Origin of the sequence: Sabulibacter ruber (assembly GCF_017355955.1) — a bacterium.
GTDB lineage: Bacteria > Bacteroidota > Bacteroidia > Cytophagales > Hymenobacteraceae > Nibribacter > Nibribacter ruber_A.
The window spans coordinates 629,846-648,453 of sequence record NZ_JAFFID010000002.1 but is presented as its reverse complement, the minus strand read 5'-3'; the positions used below and the strand labels follow the sequence as shown (position 1 = coordinate 648,453).

Sequence of the window (18,608 nt, the reverse complement as noted above, 5' to 3'; positions counted from 1 at the left end):
ATCAACACAAGAGTTTCACTAACACTAACAACCATAACCAATGATTAAGAACTGGAAGACGTATGGAGTTTTAGCGGCCGCTTTCTTTACTGCCGCCGGAGCTTCAGCACACAGCAACGGGCTGCGTTCTGGTAAGATTGAACAAACACTTTTAGTTATACAGTCCCCCCAGGAGCAAGTAAACTTTGCTTCTAACGCAGTACAAGACAACTCCCCTGCTGGCTTGGTACAACAAGGAAAAAAAGCCCTTGAGCAAAATAAGCTGGCTGAAGCACAACAGTTGTTTGATAAAGCATTGTCTGCAACAAAAAACAAAGACAATAATATCAAATTGATGATTGGTGAGGCGTATGTTACGTCTGGCGTTAAGGATTTGTCTCAAGCTATCAAACTTCTGGAAGAAGTAGTAAGCAAAGACACTAAAAATGCGAATGCTTATGTACTGTTAGGTGATGCTTACCTCCACAACAAAACCGTAGATGGTGGTAAAGCAATGGCCAACTATGACAAAGCAATTGCGGTAGATAACAAATTTGCGAAAGCTCACTTACGCAAAGGTCAGTTGTATGTGCAGTCTCGTAACTTCACCCAGGCAAAAGAAGCATTAGATGCAGCTGTAGCATCAGATCCAAACTACGCTCCTACTTATCTGGAACTAGCGGAACTGTACTACCGTGCTGAGCAATTCCCTAAGAGTTCTGAGTACATCAAGAAGTACGTATCTATGGCCGAAAACACGCCAGAAACACGTGCCAAGTATGCTTCTATCCTGTACCTGACCAAGGATTACGCCAATGCGATGAATGAAATTCAGAACGTATTGAAGAGTGATCCTAACAACATTGCCATGAACCGTTTGTTGGCATACACTTACTATGACACCAAACAGTATGATAAGGCTTTAGCGGCAATGCAGGCGTATTTCACCAAATACGATGAAAGCAAACGTATTCCGTCTGACTACGAATACTATGCTAACATTCTGGTAGAAAATAAAAAGCCACAGGAAGCGGTAGCGGTTATTGAACAAGGAAAGAAACTTGATCCTAAAAACCCGCTGTATGATGACTTGTTAGCCAAACAATACATGAGCTTGAAGAACTATCCGAAAGCGATTGAGGCTTATAAATCTAAATTCGCTGTTACGCCACCTACCAATACCGATCTGTTCTACTATGGTTATACCCATGAATTGAACGATGATTATAAAACGGCTGATAGTGTGTATGCCATCATTACCACTAACAACCCAACCTATGCATACGGTCACTTCTGGAGAGCACGGGCAAACTCAAACCTCGATCCAGAAACTAAACAAGGTTTGGCTAAGCCGCATTATGAAGAGTTCATCAAGCTTGCCACAGATAAGGAGAAGTACAAGAAAGACCTGATCACTGCGAACAACTATCTTGGCTACTACTATTATCTGAAAAAAGACAAAGCAAACGCCACTAAACACTGGCAAGAGGTTAAGACATTAGATCCAACTAATGCTGATGCCTCAAATGGTTTGAATGGCTTAAAAGCAATGAAATAATCCCTAAAGGGTACAATAAAAAAGGCCTCCATTATTGGAGGCCTTTTTTATTGTATGATGTCTAGGAGTGAGATCGGTTTCCACCTTAAATCATATCATTTGAAACTCAGATAAAACATCGAATAAAGCTAAGAGCAAAGAACTTGAATAATGCGCTATAATGATGCAAGTGGAAATTATAGGGAGTTAAATTAAGGAAGGTTAAAACGCTAAAAATTAATTCCAAAACATTATTGCCATTGCAGCCTGACCTCAGCCGTTTATAAGCTAATTCTCATAAAACTGCCTAAAAACAGGATTATGAAAGATTAAGCATTAAGCCATACTTTGACCAACACTTCAATTTCTATAGTACCATTAAAACCTATATAAAAAGGAAAACCAAGGATAACTTACAGGTCTGCCCTGCTTTGTAATACTTGACCATACTGCCTCCACCTCTCTAAACCAGCTAAGAAATCTTCGGGTAAGTCAGATTCAAATTGGATGTATTGGTGAGTAGTAGGGTGAATGAAGCCTAAGGATTTAGCATGTAGTGCCTGCCTAGGCAATGCTTCAAAGGTATTCTGGACAAAGGCCTTGTAAGAGCCAGTCTGTTGCCCTTTCAAAATCTTATCACCGCCGTAAGTACCATCATTAAAAAGAGGATGGCCTAGGTACTTCATATGGGCCCTGATCTGGTGCGTACGTCCCGTTTCCAGGTTACACTTGATCAGACTACAGTACGTGAATGATTCCAGTACCTCATAATGCGTGATCGCTGGCTTCCCGAAATCACCTTCTGGGTACACTGCCATCACTTTACGGTCCTTGGCACTGCGCCCAATATTACCTACAATAGTGCCTTTGGGCTGGGCAGGAATACCCCATACAATGGCATAATAAGTACGCTCAATAGAATGATCAAAAAACTGCCTAGCTAGATGCGCCATTGCCAGTTCAGTTTTGGCAATGACTAATAACCCAGAAGTATCTTTATCAATCCGGTGTACCAAACCAGGCCTGATTTCACCGTTACGAGAAGTAGGTAGGTTCTGCAGGTAAAACACTAGGCCATTGACCAAAGTACCCGACCAATTATTATAGGCAGGGTGCACTACCATACCGGCAGGCTTGTTGATCATCATCAGTTCCTCGTCTTCATACACAATGTTAAGGGGAATATTCTCCGGAATTACATCTGTATCGCGGGGAGGCGTAGCCAACGTGACAGTGATCACATCCAGGGGCTTTACCTTATAACTAGCCTTTGTAGCCTTGCCATTTATCCTTACAGACTCTGCTCTTATTGCCTCTTGCAGCTTATTACGGGTCACATTAGGCAAACGGTCCATCAGGAACTTATCTAGCCTCAACAAGGCTTGCCCTTTGTCTACCTGAATGCGGTGATGTTCATATAGCTCATCTGAGTCGGCACTGGCTACATCATCAAATTCTTCGTCACTGGCGTCAGATAGTTGCATGGCGTTTTAAGCTTCATTTTCAAAATATAGCACAAAAATAAAAAAGCCGGTTACCATAACGTCACCGGCTTTTCTAATAAAAAGGACTTAAACCTTATTTTTTCTTTTTAGCAGCAGGAGCTGAAGAAGAAACAGATGGCTTTGGAGTTGAGGCACCAGGAGTAGCTGCAGAAGCAGCAGGAGCGCCTTTAGGAGCAGGAGTTACCCCCAGATCCTTCAACACCAAGTCAGTGAAAGCGTTTCCGTCCTCAGGACCATACAACAAAGCCTCAGCAGTAAAGATGTGGGTATAACCGTTCTCTTTTGCTACTTTGTCAATTGACTTCTGGATTTTCTCCATTACAGGCTGAAGTTTTTCCTGCTCTTTTTTCTGCAAAGAAGCATCTGCATTACGCTGGAACTCTTCAATAGAAGCTTGTAACGTAGTCAATTCTTTTTCTCTATCAGCACGTACCACATCAGTCATCTGGCCAGCACCTTTTTTATAGGCTTCAACTTTCTCCTGATAAGACTTGTACTTGTTCTGAAGTTCTTTCTCCAATTGGCCGCTGTGCGCTTTCAGATCAGATTCAATCTGACGGCTCTCAGGCAACTGGCTAATGATGTAGTTCGCGTTGGTATACCCAATTTTCACAGTTCCTGACTGCGCAAATGAAGCTACGCTCACTAATAAGAAAGCTGCTACCAACAGAGATTTCAATTTGTTCATCTTAGGTTACTTAGGTTGTTTAGTTGTTTTTCTTTTTTACTGGTGCCGGTGGGCGGGAAGTTTGAGTTTTCTTGTTAGTTGGATTTGCTGGGGTTGTGGCTCCTTCAGGCAGTGGAGGAATATCAGCCGGATCATCTCTCAATGCATTTGCCGGCTGGGCACCTGCCGCATTCTGTTCCTTAGAAGCTAAACCAAGTTCTTCCAGTACAAACTCTGTGTAATCATGCCGAGGGTCTGTGTACAGCATCACCACATCGCCAGATTTGTCAAACATAAAATTCAATCCCCGCTGACGGACAATCTTTTCTACAGCCTCAAATAATTGATCCTGCGCTGGTCTGATGAGTTCCTGGCGTCTTTTGAACAAAGCACCTTCAAACCCGAACATTCTGCGCTGAAACTCTCTTATCTCGGTGTCTTTTTTGTTGATTTCCTCTTGCCGCTTCACCTTCATATCAGGTGTAAGCAGGATCTCCTCAGCCTGATAACTCTTTTGAAGCTTATCTAGTTCCGCCCGCATATTCTCAATTTCCTTCTGCCAAGACTGAGAGAGTTTTTCTACTTCAGCTTGGGCATTAGCATAGGCGGGCATTTTTTGCAAGATAAAACCAGAATCTATATAGCCAAAGCGCTGTGCATTGACTTCTTTCCCAAAAAGAAAGAAAAAAGATATCAATAGAACGCACCCTAACCTTTTCATCATTCTTTACTTATCAAATTCTGTTCCAATTATCTGATTTGCTGACCAATGATGAAGTGGAACTGACCACCGCTAGCACCTGGTAGACCAGGCACTGTATCAAGCCCCCATCCATAGTCAAAGCCTAACAAACCGAAGGCAGCCATAAATACCCTGGCTCCTACCCCTACAGAACGATATAGTTTGAACGGATCGTATTCACGGTAGCTTCCAAAGTTATTACCTGCCTCGGCAAAACCAAGAACATAAACCGTAGCGGCAGGGTTCAATGAAATTGGATAGCGCAGTTCAGCCACATATTTGTTGAAAGCGATACCACCGGCTGCATTAGGGGAGATACTTTCGTCTTCATACCCTCTTAAGCCAATGTAGTCAGTGGCAACAATGAAGGAACCACCTCCTAAACCAGAACCACCCAACTTGAAGCGCTCAAACGGACCAATAGTTTTGCCAGAACCGTACGTTCCAATGAAACCGAAGTGCGCTCTTGTGTTCAACACCAGTTTGCCGTCTCCGCTTAATGAATGGAACCATGAAGCATCAAACATCCATTTGTGGAACTCAATCCACTGGAAGGAATTCACATTATCTCTGAACAAAGAGTAAGGTGGTGTAAAGGTCACGTTCAACCCAATAGAAGAACCAGAGCGGGTGTACGTAGGGTTGTCAATACTGGAGCGAGCAAAGGACGTGATGAAAGAAATATTGTTCGCATCAGATATTTGGTTAGCCTCAGAGTATCCTCTAAAGATGGTAGAGCCATTGCTCATATTATACCTGAAGTAAGAGATTGAATTACTCAAGGTAAAATAATCATCTGGCCACCGAAGTCTACGTCCTAAGTTTACGCTACCTCCAGTAATGTCAATGAATGCATCCTGCAACTGACCAAATTCATCACGCTCATTGAAACGCTGGATAGACTTGCTCAAACTTACGGTTAAGGAGTTTGGTCTCCGGCCACCTAACCACGGCTCAGTAAAGGACAAAGAGTAAGACTGGTATCTTTTTCCGTTTGCCTGAATGTTCAGAGCCAAGCGCTGACCATCTCCAGACGGAACAGGTCTCCATTGTTTCCAGTCAGTAGCTTTCCGCAGGGAGAAGTTATTCAACACCAGACCAACGGTACCAACAGCACCAAGGCCACCACCCCAACCACCGGAGAGGGTGATCTGGTCGTTAGGTCGCTCCTCTACTGTATAATGGATATCAACTGTTCCATTCTCCGGATTTGGCACCGGGTTCATTCCAATCTTTTCCGGGTCAAAGTAGCCAAGGTTAGAAAGCTCCCGCTGCGATCTGATCAGGGCAGAACGGCTAAAGTTCTGACCTGGCAATGTGCGCAATTCACGCAGAATTACGTGGTCGCTAGTCTTGGTATTACCTGCAACAGTGATTGAGTTGATGGTAGCTTGTGAACCTTCGCTCAAGCGCATCTCAATATCAATGGAGTCGCCTACTACAGCAACTTCTACTGGCTCAATCTGGAAGAACAGATAACCATCATCCATGTAAAGGGATGTGATATCATTCCCATTAGGGTTATAGTTCAGACGTTTATCCAGCTCTTCTCTGTTATAAATATCTCCTCTCTCCAGGCCCAATACTCTGGCAAGGAAAGCATCGTCATAGAGATAGTTTCCACTCCAGGTGATGTTGCGGTAATAATATCTACGGCCTTCGTCCACTACCAATTTGACCCCAATTCTATCATCGCTGATTTTGTAGATGGAATCAGAAACAATAGAGGCATCACGGTAGCCCTCTTTGTTGTAGAAGTCAATGAGAAGCTTTTTATCTTCTTCGTACTCAGTTTTGTTGAACTTAGCACCGGTAAAGATCTTATAGAACTTCTTCTCCTTGGTTTTTTTCAACTGACGTTTCAGCTTTGTTTCACTGAAAGTCATTTCCTCATCATCCCCGAAAATACCAGAAAAGAACCCAGCAATACCGCCTTTTTCTATTTTATCAGTAGCAGCGTTGATTCTTTCTATATCTACTTCGCCAATACGTACCTTCTCCCCTTTATCAACTCTGATTTCAAGGGAGACGCTGTTTGCAATAACTGAATCAGGGATTTGTCTGATAACTACCTGCGTATTCAGATAGCCTTTGTCCTGAAAGAATCTTTGAACAGTAGTACGGGTTGAGTTTAGGACTGCATCTGTCACTACTCTTCCCTTGTTTAGGGCAATCTTTTTCTGGAGGTCTTCTGCCTGAGACTTGCTTGTTCCGGAGAAATCAAATCTTGATAACCGAGGACGTTCTGTCAAAAAGAAATCAAGGTAGATCTTGTCGCCCTCAATTTTAGTGGCACGCACATCTACCCCGCCCAGAATACCCTGATCCCAAAGCTTCTGGATTGCCCGGGAAATAGCGTCTCCAGGAACATCAATCTGGTCTCCTACTTTTAACCCCGTCAGGGAAATTAACGTAGTAGGATCTAAGAACCTGGCACCACTGACGGTGATGCCTCCAATTTCGTATTTCCGAGGATTGGCATAATCAACGGATGTCTGGGCATTACCGCCTCCTACACCCAGTCTGATTTGTGCTGTGGCAGTTATACCAGACGTCACTAAAAGGCATAACAGCCAAAAGTACTTACTCATTAAGAATGTGCTTTTTGTAATTGTTCGCTTGTCTTTCCAAACCGGCGCTCACGTTGCTGGAAAGAAAGTATGGCTTCATAAAGATGTTCTTTCCTAAAGTCAGGCCACAGAAGATCTGTGATGTACAGTTCTGTATAAGCTAACTGCCAAAGCAAGAAGTTACTGATCCGTTGTTCTCCGCTGGTTCTGATCAGAAGCTCAGGATCAGGAATGCCAACCGTATTCAAACAGCTCTGAACAACGGCTTCATTAATGGCCTCAGGTTCCAACTCTCCCGCTTTTACCATGGCTGCCATTTTCTGCATGGCATTGATCAGCTCCCACCGGCCGCTATAGCTTAATGCCACCACCAAGGTCATGCGGGTATTTTGGCTGGTCATCTCAATTGCCTCTTCCAGCTGCTTTCTACAAGCAGAAGGCAAGGCCGCCAAATCACCAATGGATTGTAACCTGATATTATTTTTGTTTAACGTTTCTGTCTCCTTACGAATTGTGCTTACCAGCAACTGCATAAGGGCATCTACCTCATACTTAGGTCTGGACCAGTTTTCCGTAGAAAAGGCATAAAGGGTCAAAAACTTAACACCAAGCTCAGCCGCACCCTCAACTGTATCACGCACAGCTGTGATGGCATTCTGGTGGCCAAAAATTCTAAGGTTGCCCTTTTTCTTTGCCCATCTTCCGTTTCCGTCCATGATAACGGCAATATGTTGGGGCAAATTGCCTGTGTCTATCTTTTCCTTAAGGCTCATCAAAAAGAAATTTCAATGCAATTTAGGAAAAGCTTAGGACTTTTCACTTATACTTATTCAGTCCTCTTGTTACGAGCGGGTTTAACAGGGCAATTAATTTTATAGAAAGTATAGGAAATGCTTACACCATTGTAGAAGTACAAATCTCTATCGTACTTATTCATGACCTGTTCATTCTGCGAGCTCAGGTTATCAAACTCGTCAGTAAACAGAACGCGTACTCCCGCTTCAAAGCCTAAGTTCCAATGCTCGGAAAGGGCGTATTTGACTCCCGCACCAACCGGAACCGCTAAGGTAAGGCCGGTTCTGTAAGCCTCGTCTTTCCCGCTTCCTGCAGGATAGATAATCTCAGGATTTACTGCTGTTGTCTTATTATTATAAAGTACTCCTGCTACATTCACTGTAAAGTAAGGCGTCCATCTTACATTACGTCTGAAATCATAGTAGTCAAGGAAATTGTAATCAATACCGCCGCTTAGCTCCAGCAAGCTCGTAGTCACATCAGCTCTTCTATAGATCCCCAACGGCAAATCTTTTGCGAAAGCAGATGTTCTTTCAGTAGCATCTTCGGCATGTATTCTACCAATCAGAAGGCCTACCTTCCAGGCAACTGCACTAGAAATATCCTTCTTGTAGAACAGGTTAAGCGCCGGTCTGTTTCCTCTTAACCTGTACCGGGGCGCTACTTCGCCTTTGTATACCACCCCACCAAGGCCAATTCCAATCTCAGAAGTTGTTCTTGGCTGGCCTGTTTGCTGCTGGGCAAAAGAAGTTGAAGCAAAAAAAACACTCCCTATTTGTACAATCGTGCAAATAAGGAGTGTGCGTATTTTCGGTAAAATCATGTACTCAAAGTAAAAGGTGTTTCCGGATTAACGGAATTTCGGTCCTCTTCTTGCAGGGGCTAGGATATAATTTAGAGAAAATCCGGTTGAGATGTACCAGTCATCATCTGAGGTATCGCCTCTTTGGTCACCTTTACGGCCGTAACCTTCTAATCTAGAGAACTCTCCTTCAGTAATTATATTATACTGACCGTTTCTGGCTCTTTCGTTTTCAGCACTTCTGTCAGACAGAATTGCGGCTGTGCGGCTCAAGTCACTCTTATCTGCATAAACAGTGCTTACGTCATCCAGATAGTCAGTGAAGGTTTTGCGCCAGGTGATTTCAAATGCCACATCCCAGCTTCTAGCAAGTTTATATTTAACACCCAGTCCAAAAGGAATGGCAAACTGAACTTTCTTGTAAGGCTCTGGATAATCATCTTGATTACGCTCTGCATATTGTCCTTCTGTTCCTAACGGCTGTAACTCATACCATCCAGCGGCCAGCAAGTCACTACCGCCATAGTATGCTTTAGGATTGTGATGGAAAACAGCTACGCCTAAAAAGGCATAAGGAGTAAAATCTGGGCGACGCAGGTATGTTCTGCGGTTTTCAAAAAGATCAATGATACCCGTTAAGCTCAGTTCTTTGATGTCATTTCTAAAGCTCAGGTTACGCTTATATCTTGGCTCGTTTTCTGGCTCAGAGAAATCGGCGCTTTTGCTGTCATCTCCGGTGATTCTGCCCCAGGAAAGAGCAGCTCTACCATAAATCCGGGGAGTAAACTTGCGGGTGAAATGCACAGAAACGCTTGGGCGAGTAGAGTTGAGACGTAAGCTAGTAAAGTCTGACTCCGGGGTAACGTCGCCAAAGTAGTTCATGGCGTTCAAGCTAACCCCTACACTATTGTAAAGATTTCTCCTACTAAAACGTTGTGCTTCTGCCTCTGTTAAAGCAGTGGTAATGAGAATAAACAAAATTAAAGAAGTAGAGAAAATTTTTTTCATGCCATCAACTATTACTGAATTACGAATCATTTGCAAGCGTACTTGCCCTAGCAGGACAAAATTATACCTTTTTTTAATACCACAAGTAGGTATATAGGATTTTTTTATATTCTGATTTTACTTATCCATTTCGTTGATCTAGTCCCCAATGCATTTTAGTCCTAAGTGTTGTTAAAAAATTAACCTGGTTTAACTTTATCAATCTGGCGTTGAAATCTTCCCGCCTAACGGCTAATTGGATGGAGGCATCCACCGGCCTGGACCTGGAATCTAACGACACCAAATATCTTGTGCTTCTTCCTTCAATCTCAAATGAAATAACACTCTTATCTGAGACCACAAGGGGGCGCACGTTCAAATTATGAGGGCATACGGGAGAGATTACAAAATTGTTTGTCTGGGGCATCATCACCGGACCACCGCAGGACAATGAATAACCGGTGGAACCAGTAGGGGTTGCCACTATCAAACCGTCTGCCCAATAGGAGTTTAGGTATTCACCGTCAATGTATGTATGCACCGCAATCATGGAAGAAGTATCTCGCTTTAAAATTGAAAATTCATTCAATCCAAAGTTGATACCGTCAAAAACTTCTTGGTCGCTATCCAGGTGAATCAGAGACCTATCCTCTAATGTGAAATGTCCTTTCAGTAAAGAATCTACCGCAAATTCTAACTGAGCGTAGGGCACAGAAGCCAAGAAACCCAGGCGCCCCATATTGATGCCCATAATAGGAATTTGCAAAGCCCCTACGTAGGTCACTGCATCTAGAAGGGTGCCGTCTCCGCCTAAACTGAGCATGTAAGACACATCTTTCAGGCTGGTGTTACGGGTAAAAACCTCGGTTTGCGCCGGGATGGGCATGAAAGGAGCCAAGGACTCGGCAAAGTGGTCTGCCACAGTAATCGCAATCCCCTGCCGTAGCAGAAGGTCAAATAGCCGGCCTACAAAAGGAATCACTTCCTCCTTTACAGGTCTGCCAACTACTGCGATTTTCATAGTGAACTGTGCTAAAAAATTAACCTATACGTATTCCGCCCTCAGGAGAACACATATAGGCTCTAAATATATAGAAAGTTTAAATATTTAAATAACGCAGCAGCATATCCAGTCTGTCCTGGTCTTCTGGCGTGCTGCTTGTATCATGGAACTGAGCGGTAATCTTGTACCCAAACCGCTCAAGAGTGGCCACAATGCGGGATAATTCAACAGTATTTATCTTCAAGGTTAACTTCATCTTGAAGATATCTGCTTCGTCTGGGGAGACGTAGGCACTCAGAATTTTGGCATTGTTTGACTCTACCAACCTACTGATCTCACTAAGAGAGTAGTCGCGTTCGGCCATGCAGAGCACCAGAATACCGCCCTGACCTTGTAAGGCAGACATTTGCCCGAAGGCAGCAATGGTGTCATTGACCGTTATAACGCCTAAATACTCCTGCAAATCATCCAGCACGGGCACCACCTGCACTTTGTTTTTGATGGCCAGTTCCATCACATTATAGAAGTGCTGGTTCTGTTGCACGTGCACGTGCTCAAAGTCGAAAGGAATGTTCTCTAATACCTGCTTTGGGTTCTTGGCCTCCAGTACATTCTCCTCGGTGATCAGTCCTAAGTATTTGCGGTTTTTAACTACAGGCAGTTGGTTCAGCCGAAACTCATCCATCCACCGCACGGCTTTCTCGCCGGTGTCCGTGAGTTTGAGGGGCGGAACCATCTGGTTTATCAGTTCTTCAGCTATCATACGGAAGCAGTCTTTATCAGAAATCTCTCTAAGATACTGTTAAAGGCGTCCGGATGTTCCATCATTGGTGCGTGGCAGCAATGATCAATGAAGTGTAGTTCTGAATTATGGATCAATCTGTTGAACTCATGCGCCACCATTGGCGGCGTAATGGTATCATTTAGGCCCCAGATGAGCAGCGTAGGCGCTAAAATTTTCCCTAAATCTTTTCCTAAATTATTTCGCTGCGCAGACTTAGCAATAGAGATAATCCGGAGCACTTTAGGGTTACTGTTGGTGATATCAAACACCTCGTCTACCAGTTCCTGGGTAGCCACCGCAGGGTCATAGAACGTATAGGCCACGCGTTCCTTCACAAACTCATAGTTGCCGCGCTTAGGAAACGAGCCGCCCATGGAATCTTCAAACAACCCGGAGCTGCCCGTCAACACCACCCGTTTCACGTTGTCTGGATTCTTGATGGCATACTCCAGGGCCACGTGGCCGCCCAGAGAATTTCCTAACAGACTAAGCGCAGTCAAATTTTTATGCGCCACAAACTCCTCCACAAACTCTACTAAGCCGGGTACGCTGGCCTGCGGCAAAGGCATCTCGTACAGCGGCATGAGCGGAATCACCACCCGGTAATTCCTTTGGAAATAAGAAACTACACCTTGCCAGTTGCTGAGCGCGCCAAACAGACCGTGCAAAAGCAAAAGCACATCGCCTTCGCCTTCATCAATGTATTCAAACCCGCCTTCCTTCTTGATTTCCAAGTTCATGTGAGAAAATCGCTTGTATTGATAGTAAGTAGAAACTAGTATAGGGATGTAATATTAGCAATATTCACCCAATTTCTGAGCATATCCAGCCCATGTTGGGTCAAAGCAGCCTCCGGATGGAACTGCAAGGCATAGAGAGGCAGATGCGCGTGCCTGAACGCCATGAGTTCACCCTCGGCGGTTTGGGCCAGCGGCACCAGGTCTGCCGGTGCGTCCTGCACCACCAGTGAATGGTAACGCACTACCGGAATTTTGGCCGGAAGTCCCGCAAAAATGGGATCTGGCTCGCAGTAGATCTCAGACAATTTCCCGTGCATGGGCCTGAGGCCTTTCACCACCATCGCCCCGAAAAACAGCCCTAGCGCCTGGTGCCCCAGGCAAATACCCAGCATAGGCAAGCGGTCATGGTAGTAATTGATGACGGCAGGCATCACCCCGGCGTTCTCCGGCGTGCCCGGCCCCGGCGACAATACAATGCCTTCAATGGGCAGGGCCTGCAACTCTTCTAAAGGCACATCGTTCCGGCGCACTTCTACCTCTACTCCTAACTGCCGGAAATAATCATAGAGGTTGTAGGTAAAGGAATCGAAATTATCTAAAAGCAACAGCACAGAGAAGAAACGCAAACGAAGAGAAAAAGGTATGCCTGTTTTACGCCTGATTTGAGCAAAACTGACCTAAAACAGCCTGCAGCTAATCTGGAACAGGCAAATACTCAAACTCCGTTCTGAGCCTGTTTTCTGTAAAACAGCCCCAAAACGGAGTTCATAAGAATTGTTGAGATTACTTACGCGAAAGACTCTAACGCTTCCCGCCCGAAGGGGATGATCCATTGCACAAACGTCCACACCCCGGGAGCGGCCTGCAGATAGTACGGATACACCTCAGATTCCCGCACCGTCTGGAAAGTGGTGTCCAAGCCGGTGGCATTGGCGAAGTACACCAACAGACAGATGGCGATGCCCCATTTGGCCGCGCCAATGCCGGCACCAATCAGGTTATCCATCATCCCGAAGGGAGTAAGATGCACGCCTTTCTTCACCACCATGCCAATAGACCGCACCACAAACCCAATGCCGATGAACACCAGCAGAAACGGCAGGAACGGCAGAAAACCGGCGCTGTCGCCCAGCCATTTGTGCACGGGCGGCGTCACCAGGCCCACCAGCTTCATCCCGAAAACCGTGAGGATCACGAACGTGGCCAAGGAGGCTATTTCCAAGATCAATCCTTTAAAGAAGCCCCGAAACGCGCCGTAGGCTACCGGCAATAGCAAGAAAAGGTCAAACGTACTCACCCTTGGGTAGAATTAGGCGTTAGGGTTATTTAACAACGCATTCACCGCATTGGAGATGGCTTTCCCATCGGCTTGGCCGGCCAACTCACGGGAAGCCACGCCCATCACTTTGCCCATATCAGAAGGGCCCAAAGCACCCACGCGCTGGATGATCTCCAACAAACGCTCGCGCAGGTCTCCTTCGTCCAATTGCTGCGGCAGGAATTCTTCAATCACGGCCAGCTCGGCCAACTCAATTTCCTCCAGGTCCGGGCGGGACTGGGAACGGTACACTTCGGCAGACTCGCGGCGCTGCTTAGCAGCTTTGGTCAGCAGCTTCAGCTCGGTATCCGGAGTGAGGGCTTGTACGCCGCCTTTCTCGGTCTCGGCCAATAGAATCTGAGACTTGATGCCGCGCAGGGCTTGCAGACGGGTTTTATCTTTCGCCAGCATGGCTTGCTTAATGCCGGCTTCTACTTTTTCTTTTAGGCTCATAGTTTTATAAACAGTAAAGGTGCCAAGGCACCGGGGTCACAAATGAGTAGACGCGTGACGTCAAGTTTCTTTTATCTTTGCCCCATCCATGAGGAGCAACGCTAACGTAAGACCAACATGACGAAACTGAGCGTAAATATAAATAAAATAGCCACGCTACGGAACGCCCGCGGCGGCAACCGTCCCAATGTAGTACAAGCCGCCCTGGACTGCGAGCGCTTTGGCGCGCAGGGCATCACCGTTCATCCGCGGCCCGATGAGCGGCACATCCGTTTCCAGGATGTGTACGATCTGAAAAAAGTGGTGACCACCGAGTTCAACATCGAAGGCAATCCCACGTCCGATTTCATCAAACTGGTACTCGCCGTGAAGCCCGAGCAGGTGACCCTGGTGCCCGATGCCCCTGATGCCATCACCTCCAACGCCGGCTGGGATACCCTCAAGCACAAAGATTTTCTGGTGGATGTGATTGGCCAGTTCAAAGCCGAAGGCATCCGGACGTCCATCTTCGTGGACCCCATCAACGCCCAGGTGGAAGGCGCCGCCCAAACCGGCACCGACCGTATTGAGCTCTACACCGAGGCCTACGCCCACCAGTACCACTCCGGCCGCGAGGCTGCCGTAAAGCCGTACGCCGAGGCCGCCCGCGTAGCGAAAGAATGTGGTTTGGGTTTGAACGCCGGCCATGACCTGGACCTGGACAACCTGCGTTACCTGAGAGAACAGCTGCCCAATCTGGACGAGGTTTCCATTGGCCACGCCCTCATCTGTGATGCGCTGTACCTGGGTCTGGAGAACACCATCCAGTTGTATTTGCGCCAATTGAATTTCTAATGCGGTACATTCTGTTTCCGGCTTATTTCCAGCAAAACTGCCTTAAAATGCCGCTCGGCTGCATCTGCTCATGCTAGGTCTCTTGCTTAAGATAACGGCCTTTATCATTGCGGCGCAGTTTGCGGTGCGGTTCCTGGGGTGGCTTATGCAGAAGCAGCAGCGGGTGTACTACCTCTCGTCTATGCGGCAGTTCAAGATGATTTTCTGGTCATTGCTGAGTTGCTGGCTGGGTGCTTCCATGCTGAGTCTGCTCCTACGCGACCAGAACCCTACGCCGCTGGAAAAAGGCATCGCTATTGGGTTGGGCTCTGTGCTGTTTCTGTTCGCGCTGCCTACGTTGCTGGTGCACTTCCAGTATTGGCGCCACGAGCGGGAAAATGCGCTGGAATTGGAAAAAGAGACCAAAACCGCGTTGCTACTGCAGCCCTCCGGAAAATATCTCCTGAACCAACAGTACATCCGCGAGATCCAGGAAACCAGGAGCCCATCAAGACGCTTTTTCTGGAGCTCTTACCGGTACCTCACGTTGTTCTTATATGACGGCCGCCAGGTGAGAATCACGTCTCTGTTCATGGATTTAGAGCAACTGAAGGCGCTTTGGCCGCGGGTGCCGTACCAGACCAGAACGAAATGGGTCTGTTTTCTGTAAAACAGGCCAGAAACCAACCTCGCACTCAACCCTCCTATTATGGAATTAAATAATAAAACCATGGGCGAAGGCCAGCCTTTGCTCATCTTACACGGCCTCTTCGGGACCCTGGACAACTGGCAGACCCTGGGCAAGGAGTTCTCCAAAACCTACCAGGTGTACCTCATTGACCTGCGCAACCACGGCCGCTCGCCGCACTCAGAAGAGTTCAGCTACCAGCTCATGACCGATGACCTGCTGGAGTTTGTGGAGCAACACCAATTGCAGGACATTTACCTTATTGGGCATTCCATGGGTGGCAAGGTGTCCATGAACTTCGCGCTGCAGAACCCTGGCAAAGTGGCCAAATTGCTAGTCGCTGATATCGCGCCGAAGGCTTACCCGCCGCACCACGACGAGATCATCGCCGGTTTCCGGTCCATTGATTTAAACGCCATCCAAAGTCGGCAGGAAGCCGATGCTCAGTTGGCCCAGAATGTGCCAGATATTGGCACCCGCCAGTTCCTGCTCAAGAACCTGTACCGCCAGGACGATAACAGCTTTGCTTGGCGCCTGAACCTGGATGCCATTGAACGCAACCTGCCGTACATTCTGGGCAACATTGAGTCTGAAACACCTTTCACCAAACCCACGCTGTTTCTGCGGGGCGGCAACTCGCGCTACATCAAACCAGAGCAAGATGCGGCGCAGATTCAAGCGCTTTTTCCAAATTCCAGGATAGAAACCATTGACAACGCCGGACACTGGCTGCACGCCGAGCAACCGCAGGAGTTTTACCGCTTAACCATGCAGTTTCTGCAAGCTTAGGCACATCAACTTTGATCTATTACTTGTAGAGCCGCCCGCCGTTGCGGTTCTACCCTTTTACAAACCATTATGAGCACTCCCGCCAAAGGCACTCTTTTCCTGATTCCTACCATTCTGGCCGAAGACACCGCCTCGGCGGTCATCTGCCGGCAAGTGGCCGAAGTCACCGCGCAGCTCAAGTACTTTCTGGTGGAGAATGCCCGCACCGCCCGCCGGTACATCAAATCCATTGCGCCTTCGCAGACCATTGAGGAACTGCAGATCACAGTCATTGACAAGAATTCCTCTGACGCGGAACTGACGGCGGCCCTGAAACCGCTGCTCGCGGGTCAAGATGCGGGGGTGATTTCGGAGGCCGGTTGTCCTGGCGTGGCCGATCCGGGCGCGGAACTGGCCCGGCTGGCGCACCAACACGGCGTGAAAGTAGTGCCCCTGGTAGGTCCCTCGGCGATTCTGATGGGCTTAATGGCCTCGGGCTTTAACGGGCAGTCTTTCGCGTTCCACGGCTATTTACCCATTGAGAAGCGTGACCGCATTCAGGCGCTGAAAGCATTGGAGAAGGAGATGGTGCAGAAAGACCAAACCCAGATTTTTATGGAGACTCCCTACCGCAACCGGCAAATGATAGACGACTTGTTACAGCACCTCAGCAAAGACACCAAGCTCTGCATCGCGGCCAACATCACGGGCCCCAACGAGTTCATCAAAACCCTCCGCATCGCGGACTGGAAAGGCAAAGTACCCGATCTGCACAAACAACCAGCCGTTTTCCTGATTTACAAACGCTGATCCATTAAGCATTTTAGGGCCGCTTTCTGAAAAAGGAGCTTAAAACGGAGAAACTCCTTGTCATAGCTCAGGAGCAGAAAGCGAGAAATATTAAGAACGAAAGGTATTTGCGTTTTTGGACTGATTCTCTGAAAACAGGCCAAATTGAAGTTTCTGTTTAAAAAGCAACTCCTAAGCAGAAACTCCGCCGTTGTTGGTGTTCTCACCAACAACGCAAACTGCGCTGGTCACCTCATGAAGAGGAAGGGCAACTACAGGAATTATCCCTAATGGATCAATCTAATTGAAAGGTGTTTCAGGCCCAATTTTCAGAAATCGGGCTCGAAACACCTTTTCTTATTTAGGCAGCAACCAGCCTTGTGGGTTAAGGTTGGTTTGGTTTTTCCAGATCTGGAACTGAAGTTCAGAGGTCCCCTCGGCATCGGTGTATACCGTGCCTATGGTTTGTTTCGTGGTGATTTCCTGGCCTTCGGTCACGCTCACCGAGCGCAGTTTGGCGTACACCGTGAAGTACTCGCCGTGCTGCACCATCACAATGTTATTCATACCCGGAATGGTATGCACCGCCAGCACTTTGCCGCCGAAAATAGCCCTAACTTTCTCGTTGGCTCCGGTCTGGATGTCAATACCGCGGTTCTCTACCACTACGCCTTTCAGCACCGGGTGTGCCTGCCGCCCGAAGCGCTGCGAGATAAACCCACGCTCTACGGGCCAGGAGAAACGTCCCTTGTTGTTGGCGAAGTTAGAAGATAAAGCCGCTGCTTCGGGGGTAAGTGTCACCCTATCGGTGCGGGAAACGGTGGTTTTAGCTCTAGCAGGGGCACTCTCCGCAGCACCGGTAGCCGTTTCAGGAGCGGGTTTTCCGGCTTTTGCAGCGGCGGCTCTGGCGGCTGCCTCCCGCGCGGCTTTGGCTCTGGCGGCCGCTTCGGCAGCACGGGCAGCTCTGGCAATTTCCTCCCGTACGATGGCCGCAATCAGTTTATCCAATTGACGAACCGCTTTTTGGCGCTGCTCCACTTCCTGCTTCAAAGACTGCTCCTGCAAGCTCAGCTGCTGGATTACCTGGTCCTGCTGGTCGTGCATGGAAACCAGGTTCTGGTTTTCCTTCAGCTGCACGTTCAAGAGGCTTTTCTTCTGCTGCTTCTGTGACGTGAGCGTGTTCAGCTGGCTGCTTAGGTTTTGTTGGACAGATTCAATGGCGGCGGCCTGTTGTTTCCGGGCCTCGGTGTAATGCCGCAGGTAGCGCATGCGCCGCATCATCTGGTTAAAAGAATCAGAGGCAAACAGAAACATGAGTTTGTTGTAGCTGTTAGCCGTTTTAGAGGCAGCGTAGATCAGGCGGGCGTATTCCCTTTTAAGACGCTGCAGGTCTGATTGCGCCTGGGCCACCTTTTCCTCTGTGGTGCGCAGATCCCGGTTCAGGTAAACTATCTCAGAGGAAATGTTTTTGATAACACCTTTCTGAACATTTATCTTCTCTTTGATCACATTCAACTGACCCAGAGAAGCCTGTTTCTTCTGCGCGGTTTGCGCCAATATGCGGTTGGCTTCCTGAATGCGCTTGAGGTTCGCATTTTTTTCGCGCTCCAACTGCGCTTTACTTTTGACAGGCGCCTTTTTTGCTGACGTTCTGGAAGTGGTACGGGT

The 18,608-nt window shown here is 47.4% G+C and carries 19 protein-coding genes; 5 read left to right on the top strand and 14 right to left on the bottom strand.

The window, feature by feature from the left end:
• Window positions 1-40: 40 nt before the first annotated feature.
• Window positions 41-1,537 (top strand): tetratricopeptide repeat protein, encoded by a 1,497-nt coding sequence (locus JT719_RS14070; RefSeq protein WP_207433956.1) that lies wholly within the window; start codon window positions 41-43, stop codon window positions 1,535-1,537.
• Window positions 1,538-1,929: 392 nt separating this feature from the next.
• On the opposite strand, the gene JT719_RS14065 is transcribed toward JT719_RS14070, so the two are convergent.
• The 13 genes from JT719_RS14065 to JT719_RS14005 all read right to left on the bottom strand — a co-directional run bounded on the left by JT719_RS14065 (window position 1,930) and on the right by JT719_RS14005 (window position 13,882).
• Window positions 1,930-3,000, bottom strand: a complete 1,071-nt coding sequence (locus tag JT719_RS14065; RefSeq protein ID WP_207433955.1) for an RluA family pseudouridine synthase — start codon at window positions 2,998-3,000, stop codon at window positions 1,930-1,932.
• 94 nt (window positions 3,001-3,094) lie between these two features.
• Window positions 3,095-3,709 (bottom strand): OmpH/Skp family outer membrane protein, encoded by a 615-nt coding sequence (locus JT719_RS14060; protein WP_207433954.1) that lies wholly within the window; start codon window positions 3,707-3,709, stop codon window positions 3,095-3,097.
• Window positions 3,710-3,728: 19 nt separating this feature from the next.
• Complete coding sequence (locus JT719_RS14055; RefSeq protein WP_242693252.1) at window positions 3,729-4,412, bottom strand: OmpH/Skp family outer membrane protein; 684 nt, start codon at window positions 4,410-4,412, stop codon at window positions 3,729-3,731.
• Window positions 4,413-4,438: 26 nt separating this feature from the next.
• Window positions 4,439-7,021: a BamA/OMP85 family outer membrane protein gene (locus JT719_RS14050; RefSeq protein ID WP_207433953.1), complete on the bottom strand. Its 2,583-nt coding sequence runs from the start codon at window positions 7,019-7,021 to the stop codon at window positions 4,439-4,441.
• A complete protein-coding gene (locus JT719_RS14045; RefSeq protein WP_207433952.1) occupies window positions 7,021-7,773 on the bottom strand; it encodes an isoprenyl transferase in 753 nt (250 codons plus the stop codon). The genes JT719_RS14050 and JT719_RS14045 overlap by 1 nt, the downstream gene beginning before the upstream one ends.
• A gap of 53 nt (window positions 7,774-7,826) precedes the next feature.
• Window positions 7,827-8,618, bottom strand: coding sequence for a type IX secretion system protein PorG (gene porG / locus JT719_RS14040; RefSeq protein ID WP_207433951.1), 792 nt, complete (start codon window positions 8,616-8,618; stop codon window positions 7,827-7,829).
• 27 nt (window positions 8,619-8,645) lie between these two features.
• Window positions 8,646-9,605, bottom strand: coding sequence for a DUF6089 family protein (locus JT719_RS14035; protein ID WP_207433950.1), 960 nt, complete (start codon window positions 9,603-9,605; stop codon window positions 8,646-8,648).
• 121 nt (window positions 9,606-9,726) lie between these two features.
• A complete protein-coding gene (locus JT719_RS14030; protein WP_207433949.1) occupies window positions 9,727-10,605 on the bottom strand; it encodes an NAD kinase in 879 nt (292 codons plus the stop codon).
• A gap of 79 nt (window positions 10,606-10,684) precedes the next feature.
• Window positions 10,685-11,350: a CBS domain-containing protein gene (locus JT719_RS14025; protein WP_207433948.1), complete on the bottom strand. Its 666-nt coding sequence runs from the start codon at window positions 11,348-11,350 to the stop codon at window positions 10,685-10,687.
• Window positions 11,347-12,111, bottom strand: a complete 765-nt coding sequence (locus JT719_RS14020; protein WP_207433947.1) for an alpha/beta fold hydrolase — start codon at window positions 12,109-12,111, stop codon at window positions 11,347-11,349. The genes JT719_RS14025 and JT719_RS14020 overlap by 4 nt, the downstream gene beginning before the upstream one ends.
• A 35-nt stretch (window positions 12,112-12,146) precedes the next feature.
• Entirely contained in the window at window positions 12,147-12,722 is a 576-nt protein-coding gene (locus JT719_RS14015; protein WP_207434316.1) for a glutamine amidotransferase-related protein, read from the bottom strand.
• A 176-nt stretch (window positions 12,723-12,898) separates the two neighbouring features.
• Complete coding sequence (locus tag JT719_RS14010) at window positions 12,899-13,408, bottom strand: CvpA family protein (RefSeq protein ID WP_207433946.1); 510 nt, start codon at window positions 13,406-13,408, stop codon at window positions 12,899-12,901.
• A gap of 12 nt (window positions 13,409-13,420) precedes the next feature.
• Window positions 13,421-13,882, bottom strand: a complete 462-nt coding sequence (locus tag JT719_RS14005; RefSeq protein WP_207433945.1) for a GatB/YqeY domain-containing protein — start codon at window positions 13,880-13,882, stop codon at window positions 13,421-13,423.
• A 117-nt stretch (window positions 13,883-13,999) separates the two neighbouring features.
• Here JT719_RS14005 and JT719_RS14000 point away from each other — a divergent pair, with 117 nt between their 5' ends.
• The 4 genes from JT719_RS14000 (at window position 14,000) to JT719_RS13985 (ending at window position 16,961) form a co-directional block, all read left to right on the top strand.
• Window positions 14,000-14,716, top strand: a complete 717-nt coding sequence (locus JT719_RS14000; protein ID WP_207433944.1) for a pyridoxine 5'-phosphate synthase — start codon at window positions 14,000-14,002, stop codon at window positions 14,714-14,716.
• 82 nt (window positions 14,717-14,798) lie between these two features.
• Window positions 14,799-15,365 carry a PH domain-containing protein gene (locus JT719_RS13995; RefSeq protein ID WP_207433943.1) on the top strand — a complete coding sequence of 189 codons (567 nt, stop codon included), beginning with the start codon at window positions 14,799-14,801 and terminating at the stop codon, window positions 15,363-15,365.
• 39 nt (window positions 15,366-15,404) lie between these two features.
• Complete coding sequence (locus tag JT719_RS13990; protein WP_207433942.1) at window positions 15,405-16,172, top strand: alpha/beta fold hydrolase; 768 nt, start codon at window positions 15,405-15,407, stop codon at window positions 16,170-16,172.
• Between the two features lie 69 nt (window positions 16,173-16,241).
• Window positions 16,242-16,961, top strand: coding sequence for an SAM-dependent methyltransferase (locus JT719_RS13985; RefSeq protein WP_207433941.1), 720 nt, complete (start codon window positions 16,242-16,244; stop codon window positions 16,959-16,961).
• Between the two features lie 336 nt (window positions 16,962-17,297).
• On the opposite strand, the gene JT719_RS13980 is transcribed toward JT719_RS13985, so the two are convergent.
• Window positions 17,298-18,551, bottom strand: a complete 1,254-nt coding sequence (locus JT719_RS13980; RefSeq protein WP_242693250.1) for a murein hydrolase activator EnvC family protein — start codon at window positions 18,549-18,551, stop codon at window positions 17,298-17,300.
• Window positions 18,552-18,608 lie beyond the last annotated feature (57 nt).